This window comes from Rhodococcus sp. NPDC079359 (assembly GCF_040702585.1).
Lineage (GTDB): Bacteria > Actinomycetota > Actinomycetes > Mycobacteriales > Mycobacteriaceae > Rhodococcoides.
On the sequence record NZ_JBFBLH010000001.1, the window covers coordinates 791,368 to 816,149 of the forward strand.

21 protein-coding genes are annotated in these 24,782 nt (G+C 64.1%); 10 read left to right on the top strand and 11 right to left on the bottom strand.

The window, feature by feature from the left end; translation table 11 throughout:
• Positions 1-83 precede the first annotated feature (83 nt).
• The gene (gene car / locus AB0362_RS03605; protein WP_366234807.1) at positions 84-3,611 is read left to right on the top strand and encodes a carboxylic acid reductase; all 3,528 of its coding nucleotides are present in this window, start codon (positions 84-86) and stop codon (positions 3,609-3,611) included.
• A gap of 42 nt (positions 3,612-3,653) precedes the next feature.
• Here the strand turns inward: car and AB0362_RS03610 are convergent, their stop codons facing one another.
• The 4 genes from AB0362_RS03610 to AB0362_RS03625 are packed head-to-tail and all read right to left on the bottom strand — an operon-like array spanning position 3,654 to position 8,517.
• Entirely contained in the window at positions 3,654-5,234 is a 1,581-nt protein-coding gene (locus AB0362_RS03610; RefSeq protein WP_366234808.1) for a regulator, read from the bottom strand.
• 8 nt (positions 5,235-5,242) lie between these two features.
• Positions 5,243-5,956 carry a cysteine hydrolase gene (locus tag AB0362_RS03615; RefSeq protein ID WP_366234809.1) on the bottom strand — a complete coding sequence of 238 codons (714 nt, stop codon included), beginning with the start codon at positions 5,954-5,956 and terminating at the stop codon, positions 5,243-5,245.
• Complete coding sequence (gene atzF, locus AB0362_RS03620; protein ID WP_366234810.1) at positions 5,953-7,785, bottom strand: allophanate hydrolase; 1,833 nt, start codon at positions 7,783-7,785, stop codon at positions 5,953-5,955. Before atzF ends, AB0362_RS03615 begins: the two co-directional genes overlap by 4 nt.
• A 57-nt stretch (positions 7,786-7,842) precedes the next feature.
• Positions 7,843-8,517 (bottom strand): GntR family transcriptional regulator, encoded by a 675-nt coding sequence (locus tag AB0362_RS03625; RefSeq protein ID WP_068047468.1) that lies wholly within the window; start codon positions 8,515-8,517, stop codon positions 7,843-7,845.
• A gap of 103 nt (positions 8,518-8,620) precedes the next feature.
• Here AB0362_RS03625 and AB0362_RS03630 point away from each other — a divergent pair, with 103 nt between their 5' ends.
• Positions 8,621-8,917: a DUF503 domain-containing protein gene (locus tag AB0362_RS03630; protein ID WP_269594049.1), complete on the top strand. Its 297-nt coding sequence runs from the start codon at positions 8,621-8,623 to the stop codon at positions 8,915-8,917.
• 16 nt (positions 8,918-8,933) lie between these two features.
• Here the strand turns inward: AB0362_RS03630 and AB0362_RS03635 are convergent, their stop codons facing one another.
• Positions 8,934-9,497 (bottom strand): dihydrofolate reductase family protein, encoded by a 564-nt coding sequence (locus tag AB0362_RS03635; protein WP_366234811.1) that lies wholly within the window; start codon positions 9,495-9,497, stop codon positions 8,934-8,936.
• 81 nt (positions 9,498-9,578) lie between these two features.
• Here AB0362_RS03635 and AB0362_RS03640 point away from each other — a divergent pair, with 81 nt between their 5' ends.
• The 5 genes from AB0362_RS03640 to AB0362_RS03660 all read left to right on the top strand — a co-directional run bounded on the left by AB0362_RS03640 (position 9,579) and on the right by AB0362_RS03660 (position 12,324).
• Positions 9,579-10,730 (top strand): FAD-dependent oxidoreductase, encoded by a 1,152-nt coding sequence (locus tag AB0362_RS03640; protein ID WP_366234812.1) that lies wholly within the window; start codon positions 9,579-9,581, stop codon positions 10,728-10,730.
• A gap of 19 nt (positions 10,731-10,749) precedes the next feature.
• Positions 10,750-11,040: a hypothetical protein gene (locus tag AB0362_RS03645; RefSeq protein ID WP_149405708.1), complete on the top strand. Its 291-nt coding sequence runs from the start codon at positions 10,750-10,752 to the stop codon at positions 11,038-11,040.
• A 50-nt stretch (positions 11,041-11,090) separates the two neighbouring features.
• Positions 11,091-11,510, top strand: coding sequence for a hypothetical protein (locus AB0362_RS03650; RefSeq protein ID WP_149405707.1), 420 nt, complete (start codon positions 11,091-11,093; stop codon positions 11,508-11,510).
• Complete coding sequence (locus tag AB0362_RS03655; protein ID WP_149405706.1) at positions 11,507-11,803, top strand: transcriptional regulator; 297 nt, start codon at positions 11,507-11,509, stop codon at positions 11,801-11,803. The genes AB0362_RS03650 and AB0362_RS03655 overlap by 4 nt, the downstream gene beginning before the upstream one ends.
• 98 nt (positions 11,804-11,901) lie before the next feature.
• Complete coding sequence (locus AB0362_RS03660; RefSeq protein ID WP_068047305.1) at positions 11,902-12,324, top strand: VOC family protein; 423 nt, start codon at positions 11,902-11,904, stop codon at positions 12,322-12,324.
• 18 nt (positions 12,325-12,342) lie between these two features.
• Here AB0362_RS03660 and AB0362_RS03665 read toward each other — a convergent pair whose 3' ends face one another.
• Genes AB0362_RS03665 through AB0362_RS03680 form a run of 4 tightly spaced genes read right to left on the bottom strand, consistent with a single transcriptional unit; the run spans position 12,343 to position 17,302 of the window.
• Entirely contained in the window at positions 12,343-13,614 is a 1,272-nt protein-coding gene (locus AB0362_RS03665; protein WP_149405705.1) for an MFS transporter, read from the bottom strand.
• Positions 13,615-13,627: 13 nt separating this feature from the next.
• Entirely contained in the window at positions 13,628-14,260 is a 633-nt protein-coding gene (locus AB0362_RS03670) for a GyrI-like domain-containing protein (RefSeq protein WP_149406002.1), read from the bottom strand.
• Between the two features lie 23 nt (positions 14,261-14,283).
• Positions 14,284-15,804: an amidohydrolase family protein gene (locus AB0362_RS03675; RefSeq protein ID WP_149405704.1), complete on the bottom strand. Its 1,521-nt coding sequence runs from the start codon at positions 15,802-15,804 to the stop codon at positions 14,284-14,286.
• A 40-nt stretch (positions 15,805-15,844) separates the two neighbouring features.
• Positions 15,845-17,302: a cytosine permease gene (locus AB0362_RS03680; RefSeq protein WP_149405703.1), complete on the bottom strand. Its 1,458-nt coding sequence runs from the start codon at positions 17,300-17,302 to the stop codon at positions 15,845-15,847.
• Positions 17,303-17,430: 128 nt separating this feature from the next.
• Here AB0362_RS03680 and AB0362_RS03685 point away from each other — a divergent pair, with 128 nt between their 5' ends.
• Positions 17,431-18,939, top strand: coding sequence for a PucR family transcriptional regulator ligand-binding domain-containing protein (locus AB0362_RS03685; RefSeq protein WP_317785024.1), 1,509 nt, complete (start codon positions 17,431-17,433; stop codon positions 18,937-18,939).
• An 18-nt stretch (positions 18,940-18,957) separates the two neighbouring features.
• Here the strand turns inward: AB0362_RS03685 and AB0362_RS03690 are convergent, their stop codons facing one another.
• Entirely contained in the window at positions 18,958-20,502 is a 1,545-nt protein-coding gene (locus AB0362_RS03690; protein WP_317785023.1) for an alanine/glycine:cation symporter family protein, read from the bottom strand.
• A 92-nt stretch (positions 20,503-20,594) separates the two neighbouring features.
• Positions 20,595-21,848, bottom strand: coding sequence for an EAL domain-containing protein (locus AB0362_RS03695; protein WP_149405700.1), 1,254 nt, complete (start codon positions 21,846-21,848; stop codon positions 20,595-20,597).
• Positions 21,849-21,991: 143 nt separating this feature from the next.
• Here AB0362_RS03695 and AB0362_RS03700 point away from each other — a divergent pair, with 143 nt between their 5' ends.
• Positions 21,992-23,380 carry a protein kinase gene (locus tag AB0362_RS03700; protein ID WP_366234813.1) on the top strand — a complete coding sequence of 463 codons (1,389 nt, stop codon included), beginning with the start codon at positions 21,992-21,994 and terminating at the stop codon, positions 23,378-23,380.
• Positions 23,381-23,410: 30 nt separating this feature from the next.
• Complete coding sequence (locus AB0362_RS03705; RefSeq protein WP_366234814.1) at positions 23,411-24,751, top strand: NAD(P)/FAD-dependent oxidoreductase; 1,341 nt, start codon at positions 23,411-23,413, stop codon at positions 24,749-24,751.
• The last annotated feature ends 31 nt before the right edge of the window (positions 24,752-24,782 follow it).

Sequence of the window (24,782 nt, forward strand, 5' to 3'; positions counted from 1 at the left end):
TATACTTACCTTTGATAACGATATTGAGCGACAATCGCGAGGTCCCCCGAACAGTAGGCGGGCTTCGTCGGAGGGAGTCGAGCATGACGCACACACTGGACGTCGACAGCCGACAGGATCGACAGAGCAGGCAACGCAGCCGATTTCAGGAGCTGCACGAGACCGACCGGGAGTTTCGAGCCGCAGAACCGGACAGCGCCGTGGCCGATGCCGCTCAGGAGTTGTCGCCCAACCTGGCCCGAGTGGTCGCCGAGATCATGACGCGTTACTCCGATCGGCCGGCCCTCGGCCGCCGAGCTCGAGAGATCGTGAAGATCGACGACGTCGACACGTTTCACCTTCTCCCCCGGTTCGACACCATCACCTACGGCCAGGCATGGCGCGACGCCGGCGCACTGGCCTCGGCGCTGACCCACGACGCGATCGGCATCTCTTCGGGAGACTTCTTCGCAACCCTGGGATTCGCGAGTGCCGAGTACGTCGTTGCGGAACTGGCCACGATCCGACTCGGCGCGATTGCCGTTCCGCTGCAGGCCGGTGCCACCGCAGGCCAGCTCTCGGCCATCGCCGACGAGGTCGAACCCGTCGTCCTGGCAGCCGATGTCGACAACCTGTCCGCCGCGGTCCAGGTTGCCACGCACTGTCGGTCCATTCGTCGAATCGTCGTTCTCGACTACGACGGTGCGATCGACGCGCATGCACGGACCATGAGATCCGCGCTGGTCGACGCCGAACCGGTGGGAGTCGTCATTCGGCCACTCACCGAGCTGGTTCGCGACGGCGCGCAACTGCCGGAGATCCCGCTCCCCGACGGCGAGGATCCCGAACGACTCGCGACGCTGATCTACACCTCCGGCAGCACCGGAACTCCCAAGGGAGCGATGCACACCGAACGAATCGTGTGTGGAGCCTGGACCGGTGCCTGGCACCACACCGGAGCTTCCTCCGAATCCGCGGACCGGCCGGCCTTCCCTGTCATCACTGTCGACTATCTCCCGATGAGTCACCTGGCCGGGCGTGGTCTTGTCTTCTCGACGCTGGCGGCCGGCGGCACCGTCCACTTCGCAGCGGCGAGTGACCTGTCCACCCTGTTCGAGGACTTCGCGCTCGCTCGGCCCACGATGGCCCTGCTGATTCCGCGGGTGTGCGAGATGATTCGGCACAACGTCCTCGCCGAGATCGACCGAGAGGTCGAACGCTCTGCAGGTGGCGATGCCGACAGGACGCGTCGAGAGGTTCTGGAGCGCAACAGGATCGAGCAATTCGGCGGTCGTGTCCTTGCCGCAATGGTCGGCACCGCACCGATTGCTCCCGAGGTCAAGGACTTCGTCACGGAGCTGCTCGATATCGAGGTCCGCGACAACTACGGCTCCACCGAAGCCGGGATGGTGTTGCACGACGGCGTCGTGCAACGTCCACCGGTGATCGAATACAAGCTCGACGATGTGCCCGAACTCGGTTACTTCTCCACCGACACACCGCATCCACGCGGTGAGCTCTTACTCAAGACCGCGTCCATCATTCCCGGTTACTACAAGCGCCCGGACGTCACGGCCGAGGTCTTCGACTCCGAGGGCTTCTATCGCACCGGTGACGTCGTCGCCGAGATCGAGCCCGACCGACTCGCCTACGTCGATCGACGCAAGAACGTTCTGAAACTGGCTCAGGGCGAGTTCGTCGCACTGGCGCGCCTCGAATCCCTGTTCGGTACCAGTGAGCTGGTCGATCAGATATTTCTCTACGGCAACGGCCAACGGGCGTATCTGTTGGCGGTCGTCGTTCCGGCCCACCCGGACACCACCGCGGGTTCGGTCATCGAATCGCTGCAACGGATCGCACGCACGGAAGCGCTGAACTCGTACGAGATTCCACGTGAGGTCATCATCGAACACGAGCCGTTCACACAGGAGAACGGACTGCTGTCCGGTGCGGGCAAACAACTGCGGCCCAAACTCGTCGAACGTTACCGAGACGAACTCGAGCGTCGCTACGCAGAACTCGAATCCGGTCAGAACGACCGGCTGCGCGAGCTCAGGCGCAGTGGTGCCGATGCCCCTGTCCTGACCACGGTCGGCGATGCCGCCCAAGCCCTGCTCGGATGCGCCGGGTCCGATGTTCGCCCCGATGCCCACTTCAGCGACCTGGGCGGAGATTCGTTGTCGGCGTTGACGTTCTCGACGTTGCTCCGTGAGATCTACGACGTCGATGTTCCGGTCGGTGTGATCACCGGGCCCGCCATGGACCTGGCAGCGCTGGCCGAGTACATCACGTCTGCCCGCGACAACGATTCCGACACGGCCACTTTCGAATCGATCCACGGCCGCGGCGCAACAGTCGCCGAGGCGTCCGACCTGCAACTGTCGGCATTTCTGGACGACACCCTCCTCGACGCCGCGCACCACATTCCAGGCCCGCGGGAACAGACCAGCACGGTTCTGTTGACCGGGGCCAACGGATACCTCGGTCGCTTCCTCTGCCTGGAATGGTTGGAGCGCATGGCCGAGATCGGCGGAAAGGTGATCTGCCTGGTGCGCGGACGCTCCGACACCGACGCGCGAGCTCGACTCGATGCGGCCTTCGACAGCGGCGATGCAGACCTGTCGGAGCGCTATCGAACCGTGGCCGACGCTGCGCTCGAGGTCGTGGCAGGTGATCTCGGGTCACCTCGGTTCGGCGTGGACCAGGACGTGTTCGAGGCGCTGGCCCAACGGGTGGATCGCATCGTCCATCCCGCAGCGCTGGTCAATCACGCGCTGCCGTACGAGCACCTGTTCGGACCCAACGTCGTCGGCACGGCCGAGGTGATTCGGCTGGCGCTCACCCACCACGTCAAGCCGGTGACCTACCTGTCGACGGTGGCCGTCGCAGCGGGCGTCGAGAACTTTCGGGAGAACGGCGACATCCGTGTGGACAGCCCGTCGCGAGCTGTGGACGATTCCTACGCCAACGGCTACGGAAACTCCAAGTGGGCCGGTGAAGTGCTGTTGCGCAACGCGTTCGACGAGTTCGGCCTACCGGTGTCGGTCTTTCGCTCGGACATGATCCTGGCGCACAGCAGATGGACCGGTCAGCTCAACGTTCCGGACGTGTTCACGCGCCTGATCCTCTCGGTCGTCGCAACCGGTCTGGCTCCTCACACGTTCTACGCCACCGACGCCGGGGCACCGACCGACGAGAAAGGGCGACCGCTGGCCCACTACGACGGTCTGCCTGCCGATTTCAGTGCTTCGGCCATCACGTCGATCGCGGGCGGGGATACCTCTGGCTACCGAACGTTCGACATCCTCAACCCACACGACGACGACATCTCGCTGGACACGTTCGTCGATTGGATCCGTGACGCAGGTCGCGACATCGAGATCGTCGAGAACTACGACGAGTGGTTCGAACGGTTCGGTGCCGCAGTCGAGGCGTTGCCGGAGAAGCAGCGTTCGCACTCGCTGCTCCCCCTGATCGACTCGTACGCACACCCGCAACACCCGTCGTCCGGGGCGATGCTGCCCGCCGACGAGTTCGCCTCGGCCGTCGGGGACATTCCGCACCTCGGGCGCGAGTTGATCGAGAAGTATCTCTCCGATCTCGTAGCGCTCGAGCTCGTGAGCACGCGCTAGAGCAGTTCCCGATGCGGGCCACGCGGCCCGCATCGGGAAGCCCTACTCCCCGACCGGTTGTGGTTCGCTCGTCTGCTTCGGGGCGGGAATCAGCCGCGAGTACGCCAGACACACGAGCCCGAAGAACAGATAACCCAGGGCAACTTGGGGGTTGGCTGCCCACCCCACCTCGTGTGAATGGATCAGACCGACCCACGACAGTGCCGCGGCCACCCCACCCGCTGCTGCGGCGGCGAGAAACCGTTTGTCGAGAACGAACGTGACGATGGTGCCCAACATCAGTCCGGCGAGTACCGCTCCCGACCCGAACGTCTTCAGCCCGTCGTAGACGACACCCGCCTGACCCAGTGCCTCACTGCCCACTTCGGTAGCCGATGTGCCTGCCGCGCTGAGTGCGTTGTCGATCAGACCCACCGCCCACTCCGCGAGGTTGGGTAGCAGTGCCACCACCACCGCGATGGCGTGCAGCTTCGGCACCGATTGGAATGCCTGGGCACCGATCAGCAGTCCGATGTACAGCAGAATCGGAACGATCGCGGGGATCGGCAGCAACGTCGCCAGCAATCCGAACAACCCGAGAAAACACATCAATCCGATCGCGACGCCCGATGCGACCGAGTATCCGGTCCGGCCACCTGCGTCCTTCCAGCCGGGATGGCCGATGTAGACCGCGGGCGGGAACGGCGATCCGAACGCCGAGCCGACGACCGCACCGAAGCCGTCCGCGAGCAGCACACTGCGCAGGTTGTAGTTGTCTCCGGCAGCGGACGCGCTTTCGACGTTGCTCATCGCCTCGGTGAAGTTGTAGACCCCCAACGGAATTGCGGTGGCGAGCAGCGGTGCCAGGTTACCGAGACCGTCGAGCAGGAGATCGAGGCGCAGATCCGGAAGGCCGAGCGCGATATTGCTCGCGGCCTCGGTCACGTCCGGCACGGACATGTATCCGCCGATCCAGCCGATCGCCGTGCCCACCAGAAGCGCCGCGAGACCGACTGGAATGTTGCCGGGCAACTTCACGTCTGTGAAGAAGCCGATGAGAATGATTGCGAGAACGGGCAACCCGATCCAGGCGGCCTCCCACATCTGCGCGGCCGGGCGCATCGCGATGAACGTGATGGAGATGCCGGCCAACGTACCGAGCATCGCCGCGCGCGGGGTGATCCTGCGAATGTATGGCCCGACGAACGCTCCGATCATGACGATGATGCCGATCATGAAGGCCCAGGCGAGTCCCGCCGCCCACGCCTGAACCGCGTCACCCGTCGCCAGGTAGACCGGGAGCATGACCACGAACACGACGATGAACATGTGCGGCACGCTCGGACCGTACGGTAGCGCCGTCACGTCGGTTCGGTTCTCGCGCTTGGCAAGTCGACGAGCGAGAACCATGTAGTACAAGTTTCCCAGGATCAGTGCGATTCCGAGAGCAGGCAGCAGCGTCCCGAGGACTTCGCTTCCCGGAATCCCGACCACCGCGATGCTCAAGGTGGTCAGAGTGAGAACGTTGACGAGGATGTTGAAGCCGAGTCCGAAGAATGCGTTGGTGTCGCCCTTCGTCCACCACGAGAGGGTGAACGAGGGCGACGAGCCTGCAGCGGGTGAGTCTTTGACGTCCATGGTCATTTCTGGTCCTATCGGCTCGCAGAAGTGGGAACGAACGCAATCAACGCGGCCACGACGTCCTCCGACGGCGCGGTCCACCCGAAAATCCCGCCTTGAGCCGAGATCATCTCGAGGCCCACTCGCTGGAACTCCGAGAAGTACGAACCGACACAGTCCGTCACCACGAGGCATTCGTATCCTCGATCGTTGGCCTCCCGCACTGTGGTGTGCACACACACCTCCGTCGTCACACCGGTGACGAGCAGGGTGGTGATTCCGGCGCTCGTGAGAACCTCGGAGAGCTCGGTGGCGTAGAACGCCCCTTTGCCGGGCTTGTCGATGACGGTCTCGCCTTCGAGTGGTGCCAATTCGTCGACGATGTCGTGGCCGTACTCACCGCGAACGAGTATGCGGCCGAACGCTCCCCGATCACCGATACGCCGAGAGGGCGCGCCGCGGCGCAACTTCGCCGGCGGGCAGTCCGACAGGTCCGGCAGATGCCCCTCCCTGGTGTGGATCACCGGTATCCCGGCATCCCTGGCCACCGCGATGAGACCCGCGAGTGGCTCGATCACGGTTCGGAGCTGGCCTACATCGTTGCCGAGGCTCTCACCGAATCCCCCTGGAAGCAGAAAGTCCCTCTGCATGTCGATGACGAGCAGTGCCGTCGTCGACGCGTCGAGGGTGAACTCCGATGGCGACGCCGACGGTATCGACGCTACCGGGGTGTGTGCTGAGGTCATGAGATCTCCTGTGCTGCAATGGAAGTGTCGTGAGCAGAATTGATCGCCCGGGAATATGCCCGCCAGCCACCGAACTCGCTGATGTCGTCGACGGTGTGTCCCTCCGCGCCGGTCTGCACAGTGGCATCGCAGACGTAGCCGAGAACGTCGGAACCGTCGGCCAGCAGCACTCGTCCCAGAGCGAGCACCGCTGGCATTCTGCCCGCGAGTACTGCAAGAGAAGTAGCGGGCAGACGCCACCTCTCCACGTCGATTGCGCTGCCGCCGAATGGAACTCGCAGCAGGCCGGGAGTCGGATCGGCGGTTCCGATCCGAAGCAGTGTGTACGTCGGCGCGGTGCACGTGGCCTCGACCAGGGACCCGCCCAGCTCGACAAGTTGCGGGTTGGCGCGCTCTCCTGACAGATGGTGCCCGGCAACGACGATGTCGATGGTCTCGACTGCCGACCCTTCGACGGCGAGAGGCGGTGAGACGGTGCGCCCCTCTCCGAGCAACCGGGCCGCGACTGCGAGAATCGTATCGTCGGCCAGCGCAGGCCCGATCACCATGAGGCTGACCGGTCGACCGTCCTCGGTGAGTCCGGCGGGAACCGCTACGGCGGTCAGGTCGAGAAGGTTCCCGAAGTGGGTGTAGTGGCCGAGCTTCGTGTTGCACGCGATGGGGTCCGCGAGTACCTCGGGCACGGTGAAGGTGGTACCGATGGTCGGCACGATCATCACGTCCATCGAGGTCCAGAGTTGCGCTACGCGAGAGCGGAGGTCTTGTAGCGTCTGCAAGGCACGGAAGGCATCGACGGCGTTGTAATGCCGTCCACCCAGGAATATCTCGCGGACGACCGGAACGATGGAATCGGGCTTGTCGGTGAGGAATTCGTCGAACTCGACCAGCCGCTCGGCGACCCACGGTCCCTGATACAGCAGCGATCCGGCATCGAGAAACGAAGTGAGATCGACTGCGGTGGTCCGTAATCCATGCTCGGGAAGCGACCGGCGCGCGACCGAATGTGCATCGAACATGGCTGCGTCGCCGAAAAAATCCAACTGCTGCAGGTCCGGTAGACCCACAGTGACCTCGCGCCCGTCGAACTTCTCTCCGCGGCGACGCGACCAGCCGTCCGCTGGATCCTCGGCGCACATGATGTCGAAGACGAGATCGAGATCCTCGACCGTGGTCGCCATCAGGGTGATGCAGTCCAGCGACTTGCACGCGGGGACGAGTCCGACGGTGCTGATCAGGCCGCGTGACGGCTTGTACCCGACGATGCCGTTGAGCGCTGCGGGCACTCGCCCCGATCCTGCGGTGTCGGTGGCCACGCAGAACGGCACCTGCCCGAGGGCGACGGCCAGTGCCGAACCGGAGCTGGAGCCGCCCGAGATCATGTCGTTGCCGTAGACGCTCCGCGGAATCGGGTGCGGCGTGCGCGTTCCGTTCAGCCCGGTCGCGAACTGGTCGAGGCTGGTCTTGCCGACGAAGATGGCTCCGGCGTCGACCAACGCCTGCACTGCAGGGGCCGTCGAATCCGGCGTGTACGCGTAGTCGGGACAGGCGAGAGTGGTCGGGTATCCGGCCACGTCGATGCTGTCCTTGACGCCGAAGGGAATTCCGTACAGGGGTAGCGACACCGCATCGGGTCGCGCTTCCAGAGCCGCGGCGGCCGCGAGCAGTTCCGCACTGGCCACGACGGTGATCCATGTTCCGTCGTCGCCGCGCGCAGCCACGGCGGTCGAGAAGGCCTCCACCGTTGCCGTGGGAGTCGAGGCGCCGGTTCGGTACGCCGCGAGCATCTCGGCAACGGTCGGGCCGGGTACCGGTCCAAGGTCTGAATTCATACCGTCGATTGTCGACAGTTTTCTGTTACTGCAGGTTGTTGCCGTGTTTCGAGTCTGTTAGGAAGTACTCTCGAGATGCAGGTAGGTCAGCTCGCCGTGCTGCTTCAACGCAGCGAGAGCCACCGACAGATCGTTCGATTCGATGGCGTCGAGCAACCATTCGTGACGCCGGATCCCGTCGACCGGATTGGCCACTCGGGCTTCTTCCCTGAGATTGCGGGCCATCGGTAGCTGCAACTTCAGCAGAATCGGTGCATACGCCACATCGAGTTGGCGACTGCCTGCCAACGCCACGATGGCTTCGTGGAAACGCCGGTGGGCGTCGTCCTTGCCGAGGGTGTCGCCCCGCGCATCGGCGTCACGCATCTCGTCGAGCGCCGTTCGTACCGGCGCGAACGCACCGTCGCGAGACGAACCGAGCGGGAGCGCTCGCTCGAGCGCATGCCGTTCGAGGACCTGACGCAGCTCGAAGAGTTCGAGAATGTCCACTGCCGACCACACCGTCACTCGGAACCCGCGACGTGGAAGATGTTCGACGAGACCCTGCTGAGCCAACAGGCGCAAGGCCTCACGTACCGGTGCTCGGCTGATCCCGAGGCGCGCGCACAGGGTTTCCTCGACCACTCGGGATCCGGGCTCGAGCGCACCGCTGAGCACCTCGGATCGGACCTGACGGGTCGCCATTTCGACAAGGCTGGGCGGCAAGGAGCCGTGTTCCGCCGGTGCAGCCATGCCGCCAGTGTACGAACATGTTCGGCGAATGGTGCGCATCCGAAGCATCGCCGAGTCGAATCCCGAGTGCTCGGGTATCCCCCAGCGTTAGGATGGTCGGCATATGTGGATTGGATGGATAGAATTCGACTTCCTTCTCGGAGATGTTCACTCACTCAAAGAGAAGCGCTCAGTGATCCGGCCGGTGATCTCCGAAATGCAACGTAAGTTCGCGGTGTCGGCCGCGGAGACCGATCATCGCGAGTTGCACCGACGAGCAGGTGTCGGCGCGTCCGTCGTAGCAGGCGATCGCGACCATGTCACCGATGTTCTCGACCGAATCGAGCGCGTGGCGGCCTCACGTCCCGAGCTGCAACTCGTCTCCGTGCGGCGGCGCACCATCCGAAGCGACGACGTCTGAGGCCTGCCCCGCCCGGTCATCGACGTACGTCGAACACCTGCTTCTGAATTCCGTTGCCGTAGACCTCGTGTTCGACCAGTTCGAGATGCGTGGTGTCCTTGTCTGCCTTACTGAACAGTCGCTTTCCCGCCCCGAGCAGGAGTGGAAAGACGAGCAGGTGGTACCGATCGACGAGTCCGGCGTCGGCGAGACTTCGCCCCAGGGTGGCGCTGCCGTGGATCGAGATCGGCCCACCATCGGAGTCCCTGAGCTCTGCGACGTCGTCGATACCGCGCAGAATGGTTGCCGGCCAGCGTGAGTCGTCCTGTTCGAGCGTTGTCGACACCACATACCTCGGCATCGCGTTGTACCCGGCGAAATCGTCCATGGTGGGCCAGATCGGCGCAAATGCCTCGTACGAGGTGCGGCCCAACAGCAGCGCCGTGGCCTCTTCCTGCTCGCGCCCCTTGATCTCGTACGCTGCCGGGTCGAATTCGATGCCCTGAAACGTCCACCCCGAGTTGCGATAACCCACCTCGCCGCCGGGTCCTTCCATGACGCCGTCGAGCGAAACGAACGCGGTCACGATCACAGTGCGCATGGACGGTCCTTACCGGTGCTGGGATGCGGGTGCCGGAATCGTAAACCATCCGCCCGCCGAATCCGTCGATACGATCGACCAATGAATGTCAGCGCGACGGCCCGCCCGGCGTGGGACGACGACCCGGTCGTGTCCGGCTGGCCGGGCCTGCCCGCACTGGAGCGTGGGAGTACCGCGGACGTCTGCGTCGTCGGCCTGGGAGGCTCGGGTCTGGCCGCTGCAGCCGACCTCGTAGACCGTGGTCTCGATGTGGTCGGAATCGACGCAGGACGGATCGCTGCCGGTGCCGCGGGTCGCAACGGCGGCTTCCTGCTCGGTGGTCCGGCGACCTTTCTGCACACTGCGCTCGCAACCTGGGGCCCGTGTGCGGTGGATCTGTATCGAGCGACTCTGGCCGAGATCGACTCCCTGGAAGGGCTTCTCGGATCCGACGTCGTCCGCCGCACCGGATCCATCAGGCTCGCGGGAGTGCCCGGCGCGCCGGTCGAGCTCGCCGATTCGGAGGATTGCGATGCGCTGGCACAGTGCCTGCGCGAGAACGACATTGCCGTCGAGCAGTATTCCGGCGAGTTGGGGCGCGGGATCTTCCTACCGGACGACGCGGTGATGAATCCTGCGCGTCGCGCGCTGGGGTTGGCGTCGATCCTCGCGGGCCGCGCCCGGTTGTACGAGCACACGCCCGCAACCGCCATCGGGCCAGGAGCAGTCACGACGCCGAGTGGGGTGATTCGGTGCGGCCTGGTTCTCGTTGCCGTCGACGGTCGGCTCGAAAAGGTACTCCCCCAGCTCGACGGCCGGGTTCGGACCGCGCGTCTGCAGATGCTCGCCACCTCGCCCGTCACGCCGAGACGACTGCCCTGCCCCGTGTACGGACGATGGGGATACGACTACGCGCAGCAGGACGCGTCGGGACGGCTGTATGTCGGGGGCGGTCGTGACTTCTTCGTAGACGACGAGTGGACACCGTCCGACGAACCGACCGCCCAGGTGCAGGACTACATCGAATCTGTCGCGACATCGTTTGCAGGAGAATCTTTTTCGGTTGTTGCGCGTTGGGCTGCATCCGTGGGATTCACCGCGGACGGGCGCCCGCTGTGCACAGTCGTCGACGACACCGTGGTCGCATTCGGCGGCTACAACGGGACAGGCAATCTGGTCGGCCCGGTCACCGCTCGTGCCGCCGTTGCGCTCGGGCTCGACGGGATTGCAGTACCGCAGTATCTGAGCAGCTGACGCATGGCAGTGTGGACCCATGGCCGAAGAACCGGAACGCACCGAGGACGGTCGCTACATCGTCATCAAGGGTAGACGTTGGCGCGCAACGGATCCTGACATCCCCGAGGATCGCAATACCGAACTGCGGTCGATTCTGATGGCGTGGCGCAGGGAGGTCAAACGTACGTCGGGCGCACCCGAATCTCGCGCAGGCGTGCATGCCACCAAAGTCGCCCTCGGCGAGCGAGGAACGCCGTGGTGGGAGCAGTCCGACGACGAACGACGAGCCCGCTGGGAATCGGAAGTATCGCGGCCTGCCGACACCTGACCCTCGCCAGATGGTTGCCATGATGGAAACTATCCAATACAGTTTCCACCATGGAAAGCATCGGAAGACCCACACCTGCCGAAGCACGAACAGCTCTCGACGACATCGACCGAGTTCAGCGCGCGGTACGAGACACTCCGTGGCCGGTGTGGCTGTATCCGGTCAACGCCGTGCTGCTCGCAGTCTTCGCACTGACCGCCCTTGTCGACAGCCGGGCCGCGTTCCTCGGGGTCGCCGCGGTGATCATCGCGGTCAACGTCATCACCGGATATCGGATGGGGACGCCGTGGGCACTACCCACCAACAGAGGCTTCCTCACCTGCGTGGCGCTCTCGGCGCTCTGCGTCGCACTGGCGCAGGCTGTCGGGAATCCCGGCGGACCGGCCTGGCCTGTGCTTCTGCTCGCCATCGCAGCTGCGTCGATCTACTCGATCGGATCGATCCTGCACTACCGCAGCACACGTCGATGACGAGCGATCTCGATCCCATCATTCATCCCGCACACCGGCTCCGAATCTGTGCCCTTCTGGCCGCGGCCACGACGGTGGAACTCTCGATCGTCAAGGAACACAGCGGGTTGAGCGCATCGGCGCTGAGCAAGCAGGTCGCCGCTCTGGTCGATGCGGGATACGTCGAGCAGCAGCGATCACGCACGGACTCGCGTCGACTGTGGTTGTCGTTGACGAAGGACGGTAGAACGGCGTATCGACGCCATGTGGCTGCACTCCGCACCATTCTGGCCGATACCGACGCCTCCATCTGATCTTCTGCGGTGACTTTCCGTCGTGGTGCGTGTCTACTGTTTCGACGGATGCCGTCGACGTAGTTCAGCCCGCTCGTTCAGCGAAGAAGGAGACTTCGATCATGTCCATTCTCAATCCCTACCTGTCGTTCCGAGACAATGCCCGCGAGGCGATGGAGTTCTATCGGTCGGTCTTCGGTGGCGAGCTCACCGTCACCACGCTCGGCGAGGCCAACGCCAGCGAGGATCCCGCCGACCAGGACAAGGTCATGCACGGCCAGCTGACAACCTCGAACGGCTTCACTCTGATGGGAGCCGACACGCCGTCGTCGATGGAGCACACCCCCGGCAACACCATGAGCGTCTCGCTCAGCGGCGACGAGGAGGACGAACTGACGGGTTACTGGAACAAGTTGGCCGTCGACGCGCAGTTCACCATGGGTCTCGAGAAAGCTCCGTGGGGCGACACGTTCGGAATGTTGACCGACAAGTTCGGAGTTCAGTGGATGGTCAACATCGCAGGATCCAACACTGGGAGCTGAGCGCCGACGCAGCCGCTCCTACACGACGACGGTCTTCGGCGGGATCACCTGTCGGAGACCTTCGGGCCCCCAGCCCCGATCGAGTGCCAGCAGCAACAGTGCACAGCCGATACCGGACAGGACGAGCGCGGAACCGAACATCGCCGTGTATCCGAACAGATCGCCGACCACACCGGCGGCGATCCCGGCGGCACCCTGCGCGAAGACGATCGCGCACGCCATCAGCGTGTAATCGCTTCCCGCGAAGCGCTTCTCGGACGCGTCCATCATCAGCGCGAACACCGCCACGGTGGCCGCACCACCGAGCACATGTTCGGTGATGTTGGCGGTGACCAGAAGCGGAAAGCCGCCTACGCCCAGCGACGCGACGACATACAGGGCAAGGCTCAGCGTTTGGCTCACTCCGCCCACCAGCAGGGCCCGACGACGTCCGTACCGAAACGCCAGCCATGCCCCGAGTACGGCTCCCCCGACCGCAGCCACCGAAGACAGACCGCCCTCGACCAGCGCTATCTGGGGCAGCGACAGACCGCTGTCCGACAGGAACGGACCCACGAGTGCCGATCCCATCGAGTTGCCGAACTTGAACCCGATGATCAGCAGAATGAATGCCACCATTCCGGGTCTGCGAAGCCGCGACCACCAGGCACCGGCCAGCCGCCCCGGCCTCGGTCGCTCGGCGTGCGGATCGGAGTCCGCGTCGGCCGCGTCGAGTTGTCTGCGCATCCACCACACGGGGAGCGTCGTCAGCACGATCAGTAGTGCCATCGCAACGAACAGCGCCCGCCATCCGGCGAAGGTGAACAGCCACAACAGCAGTCCGCCACCGCACACCATGCCGATGCGGTAGGCACCGACCTGGAGTCCGTTGCCCAACCCGCGCTGCGCCGCGGTGAGCGTACGCACCGCGATGCCGTCGGTCGCGATGTCCTGCGTCGCCGACAGAGCATTCATGACGAAGATGCCGACGAACAGCCAGCGCAACGTCGACGACAGATCGAGGAACGACAACGCCAGTGCCACCGCTGCGGCCGAACACTGCAGCGACAGCAGCCACCGCCTCCTGGATCCGTACCGATCGACGTACGGTGCCCAGAGAAACTTGAGCGCCCACGGTAGGAACAACACACCGGTTGCGCTGATCTTCACCAAGGAGAACCCCGACTCCCGGAGCACCACCGGCAAGGCCTGGGTGAAGAATCCGAACGGCACTCCCTGCGCGAAGTAGAGCGCCCCCAGGAGAGTGAGGGTCCCGGCGGTGAACGACGCCGGGCGCACCGCGTTGGTCATGACGGCCATCGTGTCAGAGCGACGCCGACTCCGCTGAATGCGCTACCGGCTGGCGAAGGATGGTGCGCAGCTTCGCAGGTTCGACCCGGCGCGGATCGCTCAGATAGATCTCGTGATGTCTGCCCGTCATCGTCAATCCAGAACTGGGGATGTATCGATGATGGAGCTCGTCGAGTACCGACGTCTCGTCGTCGTAGGACCCGATGTGCAGTGTCTGTACGCACAGTCCCTCGTCGAGAGTCTCCAACCGAACCCTGCTCGACGCGTCCGAGTTGCTCTTCGAGGCGGCGGTCGCCACTGCCGTCTCGAACATCGGACGGTCGATCCAGTCGGGCACCATGATCATGGCGGTCCAGCTCCACTCGCTCTTGTCCCTCTCGGTGGTGAACGAGTTCATGTTCTCGGCCCACCACAGAGCCTCGAGCGGCGGGACGACGTAGTCCCGTTCGAGATCGTTCTTGCTCGCGAACTTGACTGCATAGGCCACGGGGTAGAGCGCCCCGATTGCTTCGGCATACTCCGGCGCGGTGTTCGGATCGCCGTGTCCGTCGAGCATCAGGTAGGTCAGCGGCGGAACGACGAGGGTACGAAAAATGTTGTGCCGTGCCGAATATGCGTCGAGCGTCTTCTTGAAATCGACCTTCATGACACCCGCTCCGGCACCGCCGTTCAGACGAGCCACGCGCGTTCGTCGTCGCTGAATCGGTTGACGGTGCCGCGGGTCGCAACCGCTCTGTCGTACATGGCCGCCAGCGCATCCAGTAGGGGCTTGTTCAGCGAATCGAGTGCATTCTGGCGTGCCACGATCTCGTCGAGGCGCTCGGCAAGTTCGGCCAGCACCGCCGACCGGTCGACCGTGGTGACGCGTCCGCCCTGGACGACGATCCGGCCCGCCACGATCACGACATCGATCGAGGAGCCGTTCTCGGAGTACACCAGTTGCCGGTCGAGCTTCTGCCGAGGCGTGAAAGCCATGGTGTCGAGGTCGAAGATCACCAGGTCGGCCTGCATCCCCACCTCCACGGTGCCCACTGTGTCCTGAAGGAGCGCACTGCGGGCCCCGCCGACGGTGCCTGCGTGTAGTACCGCGTCCACCGTGGGCCAGGTGGTGAAGTCCGGGTTGGTCACCTTGTGCAGCAGCGCAGCAGCTTTCACGACGTCGAGCATCCGGGGAGAATCACTGCTCGAGCATCCGTCGGTTCCCAGTCCGAGGTTCACGCCCGCGGCACGCAGGGCATGCCACGGGGCGATTCCCGATCCGAGCTTGAGATTCGAGATCGGATTGTGCGAAATCGACGTACCCGCCGCGGCGATCATCGACATATCGTCTTCGGTCAGCCAAATGCCATGCGCCAGGGTTGTATTGGGTGACAGTGCGCCGATCCGACCCATGTATTCCACCAGGGAGCCGCCGTACATCTCCGTTCCCGTGACCAACTGAGTCTTGGTCTCGAGGACGTGAATATGGCATTCGGCGTCGAATTCGGCCGCCAACTGCGTGGCACCGACCAGAAGCTCCGCACCGCACCGTTGCGGTGCGGACGGCGCGACCATGTATCGCAAGCGCCCGTTGCCTCGACCGTGATACTGCTCGAATGCTTTCCTGCTGAATGCGAGGTACTCCTGCGTGGTGGGAACCGGATGCGACCGAATCTCGGCCGTGGCCTCCGGCGACAGATGATCGACGATGAACGGCACAGTATCGACGAACGGTTTGCTGATCACGTGTCCGGAGATGTTCGCTCGGATGCCGATCTCTTCGTAGGCGTCGAACACCGCCGACAGTTGCGCCCAATCCTGAGTCGGGTTCTCGAGAACGTCGTCGACGATCGTCGTCACGCCCGCTTCGAGGGACTCGATTGCGAACAACGTGCTGCGCAGACGAACCAGATCGGGTTCGACGCGACTGTCGCCGAGGATCGGATACGCCATGGCCATCCACATCTCGAGGGGCATGTTGTCGTATCTGCCCTTGTAGAACGTCTCCCACGAATGGGTGTGTGCGTTCACGAATCCCGGTGTCACCAGCCTGTCGCGGCCGTCGATGATCGTATCGCCGTCGCCGGGTTCGAGATCGGCGGCGATTGCAGTGACGACGTCGTTCTCGATCCGGATGCTGCGAACGATCGGTTCGGATCCGGTGGATGCGTCCATGGTGATGACGTGCGCGTTCCTGATGAAGATTCCCATGTTTCCTTCCTTGACTGCGCGGTGCGATGACGGCTACGAGCTATTCGACCGGCTGTGGTGTCGGAGCCTGCTCTTCGGGCTGTTGCTGACGAATCATCCACTGCCGATGTGATTTTCGGGCGAGAAGGTAGTAAGTCGATGCTGCAGTACTACCGCCGACGAGCCACGAGATGTCGAGACCGCCGAGCGCCTGCGAACCGAACCCCTGCAATGCCGGGACCATGCCGTTGAGAAACATCCAGGTGCCGAAAATTCCCACGGCGAACGCCGCGAGTGCACGCCAGTTGACGTCCTGCATCCTCGTCGAGCCCACGTCGTCGAACAGATGGCCGTAGCGGGTGCTGGCACGCTCGAAGACGTAGTAGTGCACCAGCATGATCGCGCCCCATGTCGCGACCCACCCCACCACACCGACGAGCCAGGCGTCGAGGGTCTGCGCCGCATCTTCCTGGAAGACGAAGAACACGCTCGCGGCCAGCGCTAGAACGCCGACGACAAGGTTCAGCGTGCGCCGACTCAACTTGATGTCGAGGGCCTGCGCCGTCACACCGAAGCTGTAGACGTTGAGGACGTTCGTGGCGATGGGGCCGTGCAGAACCAACAGCAGCACCGGGATGGCGAGCGCACCGAAGTTCTCCACGATGAGCTTGCCCGGATCGACGGAACCGTTGGTGGTGGCCAACGTCGCGCCGAGCACACCGAGCCACACGACGGGGATCAACTGTCCCAGTGCACTGACCAGGTACAGCTTGCGTCGCGGAACACGCGTACTCACGAAGCGGGAGTAGTCGGCGGCGTAGGTCAACCACGTCAGTCCCCAGCCGATTCCGATGGCCGTCATCACGGCGGACATGGCGACGATGCGCTCGGTGCCGGCCAGCGCAACTCCGTCCGGACCGGAGTAACTCCAGTCGATGTCGAGGTGGAACCAGGCCACGATCGACATCAGAACCAGCACCACGACGGTCGGCGGAACGGTCCAGCGCTCGAATGCCGCGATCGCCCGGTATCCGGCCATGGAGATACCGACCTGAATCGCCATGATGACTGTGGCCACCGCGACCTTCCATCCGACGTTCGCGGCGTCCGGGTCGACCCAGCCGAGTTCGCCGAACAGGGCCATCACCAGGTCGAGGACGATCCAGGTGTTCACCGCGCACCAGCCGACGACCACCACGGCCTGGACGGCGGAGGGAACGTAGTTGCCTCGACGACCGAAGACCGAACGGCCCAACAGCATTCCGGTCGTTCCCGTTCGTTGTCCGAGTAGAACGAAGAATCCGAAGATCGCCATTCCGATGACGTTTCCGAGGACGAGCACCGTCAGCGTATCCGCCAGGCCGAGGCCCATGCTGATGCCGAGCGCGCCGAGCACCCAGTTGATCGGCGCGATGTTCGCACCCGCCCATATCCAGAACTGACCGGACAGCGCGGTGGTTCTCTGGCTCTCGGGAATCGGCTGGAGCGAATCCTCGACGTCGTGGGAATGTGTGGTCACCGTGAACTCCTCGGTATGCGGTCGACCGGCGGTTCGGTCGGCCTCGTGAGAAGCCTGCTGCCCGTGTGTTTCCCGAACCCTTACGCAATGTAAGCCACTCGTAACAGCGGGTGGACAGAATGTCACCTATGAATGTGCTCGACGCCTTCGATGACGTCTATCTTTCCGCGGCGCGACCCGAGCTCGTCGCGGGAAGGCGTTCTGCGTCGCGGTCTCTGCGGTGGGTTCATGCCAGCGAGCAACTCGACATCGCACCGCTCTTGCGCGGTGGGGAGCTGATTCTGATGGAGGGTGTGTACTTCGGCGGGTGTTCCGACGCCGATCTGGTGACGTACCTCGAGTCGATGAATGCCGCGGGAGTCGTCGGTATCGCGGTGGAGACGGGGGGAATCCTCGACGTCGTTCCGCCGCTTCTGGTCGAGCATGCCGAACGGATCGGCTTTCCGGTGGTGCATCTCCGACGCCGTGTGCCGTTCGTACAGGTATGCGAGAGCATCAACAGTCAACTTGCCGACTCCGCTCTGCGTCGGCTGCAGATGGCAAACCGTATGTCTCGGTTGTTGTCGGCTTCGATCGAAACGGACGGGGCGGTGGACGCCGTTCTCGATGTGCTCGGTGTCGAGACTCGGTCGTCGGTGACGCTGCATTCGGCGTCGGGAGATCTGATCGGGCAATCCGGGCTCGTCACCGAGCCATCGGATTTCACCTCGTTCGAGGTGCCCGTCACCAGTGGTGGTCGGGACGTGGCGGTGTTGACCGTGGCTCCTGGACCGGATGCCGACATCTATTCGATAAACGCCGGACTGGAGAGAGCTCCGGAAATCCTGTCGATTGCATTGCTCAGTTCACGCCCGGCCAGGGTGGAAGACCGACTGCGTACCCGCTTCTTCTCACTGTTGTCGGCGACGAATTACCCCGCCTCCGATGTCACCGACCACCTCGACGGCGTCGCCGAGCGCATGGGTATGCCCGAACACGACGCCTACCTGACGGTGTCGGTCGAATTCGACCACGACCCGGCCGCCGGCACGTGGCAACGCACAGTGGGGTCGGTGTCGCCGCACAACTGGTGCGAGAAGATCGGCGACCGACACGTCGCTGTTCTCGGTTTCGCCGACCAGGAGATGCTCGATGCCCGACGGCCGGTTCTGCTGTCGAGGTTGCAGGCGACGCAGCTGCGTATCAGGCGAGCGGGTGTCGGTCCGGGAGCCTCCGATCGCCACGGTCTGCGCCGGTGTTTCGACACCGCCACAGCAGTGCTCGCGCTGGACCTCGGCCCTCACGACCGCATCCGCGATGCCCGCAATTTCGCACTTGCCCTACTGGTGGAGTCGATGTCGGGAAAATCAACGGTCGAGAAGTTCGTCCACGATCAGATCGGACCGTTGCTCGCCCACGATCGGGAGCGGCACGGAGAGTTGTACGCGACCCTGCTGGCGTACATCACCCACTGGGGTAGCAAGACCGAGACCGCGAAAAGCCTTCGGATACAGAGGCAGACGCTCTATCAACGGCTCGACAGGCTGTTCGACGTTCTCGGTCCACTACCGGCAGGCTCCCCTCGATTCCCGGGGATCGCCACTGCGGTGTTTCTCGAACAGGCCCGCCGCCAGGGCTGTACCGTCCCCGGCGGCTGACCCGTCGACAGATCCTTCTCACACCTCGGCGTCGACCTTGTCCGACTCGCCTCGACGCATCGCCAGGTACTCGGAGAGTTCGCGTTTGACTACGGGCAGCAGCAGGTACAAGCCGGTGATGTTCACCAATGCCAGCAGGAACAAGGTGGCGTCGGCGAAATCGAGCACCGAGCCGAGGGACAGTACGGTTCCGATGACGGTGAACATGCAGAACATCACGTTGAAGAAGGTCCGCGAGAAGCGGCTGCGTCCGAACAACGACGTCCACGCCTGCAGTCCGTAGTAGGCCCAGGTGATTGCGGTCGAGAGCGCGAACAGAGCCACCGCGAGAGTCAGCACGTACGGGAACCACGGGAGCACGGTCTCGAAGGCGTCGGAGGTGAGGGTGACACCGCCGGCGGGAAGCTCACCGGTTTCGGCGACGATCGCGCGCTGATCCTGCCAGGTGACGGTGTTGGCGATCACGATGGTCAGTGCGGTCGCGGTACAGATGACAACCGTGTCGATGAAGGGCTCGAGCATGGCCACGAAGCCCTCGGTGACCGGATGCCTGGTCTTGACGGCCGAGTGCGCGATGGCTGCCGAACCCAGTCCTGCCTCGTTCGAGAACGCGGCGCGCTGGAATCCGATGATCATGACGCCGAGTACGCCGCCGGCCACACCCTCGGGCGAGAACGCACCTTCGAAGATCGCCGTGAACGCCGTGGGGACGGAACGGAAGTTGACGGCGATGACGACGCCGCACGCGACGATGTAGATCAGCGCCATGGACGGTACGAGCTTGGCGGTCACCGCCGAGATCGACTTCATGCCGCCGATGATGACCAGACCGATGATCAGCGCGACGACGATGCCGAACACTGCTTTGGCTCCGTCGGAAGCGAGGAATCCATCGTCACCGCCGGTGACCGAACGGACCTGTGCGTACGTCTGATTGGCCTGGAACATGTTGCCGCCGCTGATGGCGAAGAACGTGATGACGATGGCGTAGAAGACGGCCATGACCTTGCCGACCTTGGCGAGTCCCCGCTCTGCCAGACCCTTGGTCAGGTATTTCATGGGTCCACCGGAGACGGTGCCGTCCTCGTTGATGTCTCGGTACTTCACGCCGAGCGTGCACTCGACGAACTTCGACGCCATGCCGAGCAAGCCTGCGAGGATCATCCAGAGTGTGGCACCGGGTCCACCGAGCGTCACGGCGACGGCGACACCGGCGATGTTGCCGAGCCCGACGGTTCCGGACACCGCGGCGGTGAGTGCTCTGAAGTGGCTGACTTCACCGGGCGCGTCCGCCTCGTCCTCCTTGCCGCTGACGAGAATCAACGCACGCTTGATTCCGCGGACCTGGATGAACTTGAACGCCACCGTGAAGACGACGGCACCGACGATGAGCCAGAGGACGATCAGTGGAACAGCGGCTCCGCCGATGTTCACGGTGAAGAAGACGAGATTCGACACGGCAGCGGAGATCGGATCGAAGGCATTGTTGATCGCCGTCTCGATGGAGCTGATCGTGCCTCCGTCCGCGGCCAGTACATCGGTTGCGAGGGGGTGAGAGCTCATGGCTTCGAGTGAACAGCACGTTGACCGCAGAAGACGCCATTTACCGAATTTCGAGCAATAATTTACGCGATCTTGACGAGACGCTCGCGGGCTCAGACCGCAGATCTGGCCGGTATTCGTCTCAAAAGCACTGTTGCAGCATCCAGTACGACATGACGGTCGTAGGTGAGGCGGTAGTCGTACATCGGGGTGCCGTCCTCGGCCGTGCCTCGCTCCACCGCAATGAGCGCCACACTCGACATCGGAGCCAGAATCACGATCGAACGCTCCAACGCCAACGGTTCGTCCGCGCCCACCACCACAGCACGGAAGCTGGGCGCAGGCGGCGCGGCATGCGAGTCGAAGACAGCCGTCAGCGCGGTCCGGGTGGCGAGGTCCTCGAACATCGCCTCGCGTGCAGGCGTCAGGCCGGTGGACGCGCTCACCGTCGCCAGTACGACGGTCGAGGAACCGGTGCCGTATGCACTGTGCAGCAAACTGTTCTCGATGGCGTCGAGCAGTGTGGAATCCGCGTGCCTGCGGGCGCCGAGCGAATGGGTGAGCCCGTACGGCGTGACCGCCACCGGGGCGCGCACGGTGACCGTTCCATCCAGGTCGAGCGAACGGACGGGTTCGGGTACCTCACCGAAATCCGGGAGAGGGGCCGGTGTGCCGTAGAGGTATCCCTGCCCCAGAACGGCCCCCATCGCGCGCGCATAGCTCTCGTGCCGCTCGGTTTCGATCCCCTCGGCCAGGACCAGGGCACCGGTACGTTCGGCCTCGGCGGCAACGGCAGCGACGATGGCGGCGGTCTCGTTGCTCGAACGCCCCTGCACCAGAGCCATGTCGAGCTTGATCACGTCGGGACGCAGCAGCGGGATCAGCGCCAGGCTGGAGGAATCTGCCCCGACATCGTCGATGGCGACTCGCCACCCCAGGTTTCTGGCGTGCTCGGCCGCCCTCAGCAGACCCGCCGGATCACCCATCAGATCACGCTCGGTGATCTCGACGATGATCGACAGCCGCGACGCGTCGGCGAGCATCGGTAGGTAGTCCCGAGGAGGAGGTGCATCGAGGGCAACAGGTTCGGCATTGACGAACAGCGCGAGCTGATCGGGATAGCCGGACTCGACAGCACCGCGGAGCGCGCTGAGTCTGCACCGCCAATCGAAATCGGCGGTGACGCCCTGCGCGCGTGCCACCCCCAACAGTTCCGGTGGCGGGATCGGCGGACCTTCTCCGCAGGTCCGCACCAACGCTTCGTACCCTACGACGGCGCGCCCGTCGAGCAAGACGATCGGCTGATAGACCGACGTGATGTCGATCGACACCGGCGAAATTGCGGCACTCGTCGAGCCTCGACGCATGGGTGGACCCTCCCTCGATACTGATCGATCGGTCCCCACCCGGGTCATCATCTTGCCCGACTGCACCGTGATGTCCACAGCCGACTGCGGTCTGCACGTCGATCGACTGGTTATAAGGTGCTCGAAGGACTCGACGAACGGCGGTGACGACAGTGGGAGCGGACTCTCGTCCTCTTGCCCCTCACGACCGCCTCTTCGCGGACCGATACCGACTGGGCACCGTGTTGGGACGCGGCGCAATGGCCGACGTCGTGCACGCCGACGACGACGTTCTCGGCCGGTCCGTAGCGGTGAAGATATTTCGCCACGGTGAGCCGCCGGACTCTGCACAGCGCATCGATGCAGAAATTCGTACTCTCGCGTCGCTGTCGCACCCGGGTCTGGTGACGCTGTACGACGCGGGCACTGCACTCGACGACAGCGGGGCGCCGGTTCCGTACCTGGTGATGGAGCTGATCGACGGTCCGACTCTGAGTGCGTATCGCCGGAGCCGATCGATGAACGCCGCACACGTCGCGCGGATCGGTTACGAGTTGGCGGAAGCTCTCGCCTACATTCACGACCGGGGTGTGGTCCATCGGGACATCAAGCCGGCCAACATTCTCGTCGCGCAGGCACCGGACGTGGGCGTGGGGCAATGCGCCAAACTTGCCGATTTCGGCATCGCCCGTATCGTCGACGCCGAACGACTCACCGAGCACGGCACCACAGTCGGTACTGCGCACTACCTCAGCCCGGAGCAGGCAACAGGTACGTCTGCGGGCCCACCGACGGACATCTATACGCTGGGTCTCGTTCTCATCGAATGCCTTACCGGCACAATGGCATTCGAGGGAAGTGCCGTGGCAGCAGCGGTGGCGCGCCTGCACCGCGATCCCGACGTCCCCGAGGGGCTCGGACCGGACTGGCACGCGCTGTTGACGGAGATGACAGCCAGACGCCCGGAGGATCGACCGGACGCAGCTGCGGTTGCCCACCGACTGCGCGGGCTCTCGCGCAGCACGACACCTCTTGCTCACACTGCCGTGATGCCAGTCGAACCCATCGACACGGCTGCGCCCACAACATTTCCCGCGTCGACTACGGCCGAATCTCCCCGCCGACGATGGATGATCCCGGCGGCAGCGGCTCTGTTCGTTTCGCTGGGCGCGGCGATCGTCTGGGTCGCAGTGGGCACGGGTGATGAGCCGGAGCCCATGTCACCTGCGACACCGACTCCGACAGTCGTGGAGTCGCCGACCGTTGCGGCCACAACACCTGCACCTGAGCCCGCACCTGCGACCTCGATCCCGGTCTTCTCGAACCCGCCCGAGCCTGCACCCGTCCCCACGTCGAATCCGGATCCGATCGAACCGGCCGCGCCTGCGCCGCTACCGCCGGGAAACGGCAACGGAAACCCGGGGAACGGCAATTCGGGAAACGGCAATTCGGGAAACGGCAACGGCACCAGTGGGAACGGCACCAGCGGGAACGGCAATTCAGGAAACGGCAACAGCGGGAACGGAAACGGCAATTCCGGCCGAGGGAACTGACCCCACGGCCGTCGGCGGACAGGAGTGACGGTGACACACGTCGATACCCTCGTGGTCGGGGCAGGTATTTCCGGCTTGGTCGTTGCGAGACTCCTCCATCGTGCCGGTCAGCGAGTCGTCGTTCTCGAGGCCAGAGACCGCGTGGGCGGTCGGGTCTGGACGATGCGCACCGCCGACGACATCCTCGACGTCGGAGCGTCCTGGATTCACGGAACGGACGACAACCCTCTCGCCGATGCCGTACACGCCTTCGGAATGCGGACCGTCGAGTTCACCGTCGGTAGCTACCAGCCCGACGGCAGACCCATCGCGTACTACTCCCCCACCGGGACCAGGTTGAGCGATGAGTCCGCCGCGCAGTTCGGCGCCGACGTTCACCACTTCGACGAACTGTTCGCCGCGACGGTTGCAAAGTCGTCCCCGGGGACATCGTTCGGAGACGCAGTGGAAGCAACTCTGACGCAACTGGATTGGAACATCGACCGACTCGAACGAGTTCGCGAGTTCCTCGGACATCGAGCCGAGGAACAGTTGGGAGTAGGAAAAGAGTCGCTCGACGCGCACGGTTTGGACGACGACGCCATCGAGGGCGACGAAGTCGTGTTCCCCGACGGTTACGACGAGCTGGCGGTTCGATTGGCCGTGGGGCTCGACGTCCGGCTCGAACACGTGGTGAGGCAGGTCCGTTGGGGTCGAGACGGAGTTCGGGTCGACACTGGATCCGGGGGGTTCTCGGCCGAGCGCGCTGTGGTGACGGTGCCGATCGGAGTACTGAAGTCGCCGACCTTCACCGTGGAACCGCCACTACCGGAACCTGTTTCGGGTGCACTGGAACGACTCGAGATGAATGCCTTCGAGAAAGTCTTTCTTCGGTTCCCCACCAAGTTCTGGGACGAGAACGTCTATGCCGTTCGGCAGCAGGGCGAAGCCGGGCGCTGGTGGCACTCCTGGTACGACGTGACCATGCCCCAGGGACGTCCGACGCTTCTGACGTTCGCAGCGGGCGCATGCGCGCAGCAGACTCGGCACTGGTCGGACGCGCGCATCGCGGACTCGGTTCTCGAGGCGCTGCGTGGCCTGTACGGCGACCGGGTCGTTGCACCGGACCGCGTGTACGTCACTCGCTGGCAGGACGATCCGTTCTCGTACGGTTCGTACTCGTACATGACGGTGGGTTCACGCACGCGCGATCACGACGACCTGGCCACTCCGATCGGCGATGTACTTCATCTCGCCGGTGAAGCGACCTGGACCGAAGATCCGGCAACGGTCACAGCGGCGTTGAAGTCGGGACACCGTGCAGCAGAACGTATTTTGGGACGGTCGATACCGTTCGACGACATCTGGGGCACCACGGAGCACCGGCAGTAGGTTCCGAACCCACCTCGCGCGACTCTGTAGT

What these genes read in the sequence shown, in the direction of transcription:
- car (WP_366234807.1), top strand. Translation starts at nt 84, where the DNA reads ATGACGCACACACTGGACGTCGACAGCCGACAGGATCGACAGAGCAGG.
- AB0362_RS03610 (WP_366234808.1), bottom strand. Translation starts at nt 5,234, where the DNA reads ATGACCATGGACGTCAAAGACTCACCCGCTGCAGGCTCGTCGCCCTCG.
- AB0362_RS03615 (WP_366234809.1), bottom strand. Translation starts at nt 5,956, where the DNA reads ATGACCTCAGCACACACCCCGGTAGCGTCGATACCGTCGGCGTCGCCA.
- atzF (WP_366234810.1), bottom strand. Translation starts at nt 7,785, where the DNA reads ATGAATTCAGACCTTGGACCGGTACCCGGCCCGACCGTTGCCGAGATG.
- AB0362_RS03625 (WP_068047468.1), bottom strand. Translation starts at nt 8,517, where the DNA reads ATGGCTGCACCGGCGGAACACGGCTCCTTGCCGCCCAGCCTTGTCGAA.
- AB0362_RS03630 (WP_269594049.1), top strand. Translation starts at nt 8,621, where the DNA reads ATGTGGATTGGATGGATAGAATTCGACTTCCTTCTCGGAGATGTTCAC.
- AB0362_RS03635 (WP_366234811.1), bottom strand. Translation starts at nt 9,497, where the DNA reads ATGCGCACTGTGATCGTGACCGCGTTCGTTTCGCTCGACGGCGTCATG.
- AB0362_RS03640 (WP_366234812.1), top strand. Translation starts at nt 9,579, where the DNA reads ATGAATGTCAGCGCGACGGCCCGCCCGGCGTGGGACGACGACCCGGTC.
- AB0362_RS03645 (WP_149405708.1), top strand. Translation starts at nt 10,750, where the DNA reads ATGGCCGAAGAACCGGAACGCACCGAGGACGGTCGCTACATCGTCATC.
- AB0362_RS03650 (WP_149405707.1), top strand. Translation starts at nt 11,091, where the DNA reads ATGGAAAGCATCGGAAGACCCACACCTGCCGAAGCACGAACAGCTCTC.
- AB0362_RS03655 (WP_149405706.1), top strand. Translation starts at nt 11,507, where the DNA reads ATGACGAGCGATCTCGATCCCATCATTCATCCCGCACACCGGCTCCGA.
- AB0362_RS03665 (WP_149405705.1), bottom strand. Translation starts at nt 13,614, where the DNA reads ATGACCAACGCGGTGCGCCCGGCGTCGTTCACCGCCGGGACCCTCACT.
- AB0362_RS03670 (WP_149406002.1), bottom strand. Translation starts at nt 14,260, where the DNA reads ATGAAGGTCGATTTCAAGAAGACGCTCGACGCATATTCGGCACGGCAC.
- AB0362_RS03675 (WP_149405704.1), bottom strand. Translation starts at nt 15,804, where the DNA reads ATGGGAATCTTCATCAGGAACGCGCACGTCATCACCATGGACGCATCC.
- AB0362_RS03685 (WP_317785024.1), top strand. Translation starts at nt 17,431, where the DNA reads ATGAATGTGCTCGACGCCTTCGATGACGTCTATCTTTCCGCGGCGCGA.
- AB0362_RS03690 (WP_317785023.1), bottom strand. Translation starts at nt 20,502, where the DNA reads ATGAGCTCTCACCCCCTCGCAACCGATGTACTGGCCGCGGACGGAGGC.
- AB0362_RS03695 (WP_149405700.1), bottom strand. Translation starts at nt 21,848, where the DNA reads ATGCGTCGAGGCTCGACGAGTGCCGCAATTTCGCCGGTGTCGATCGAC.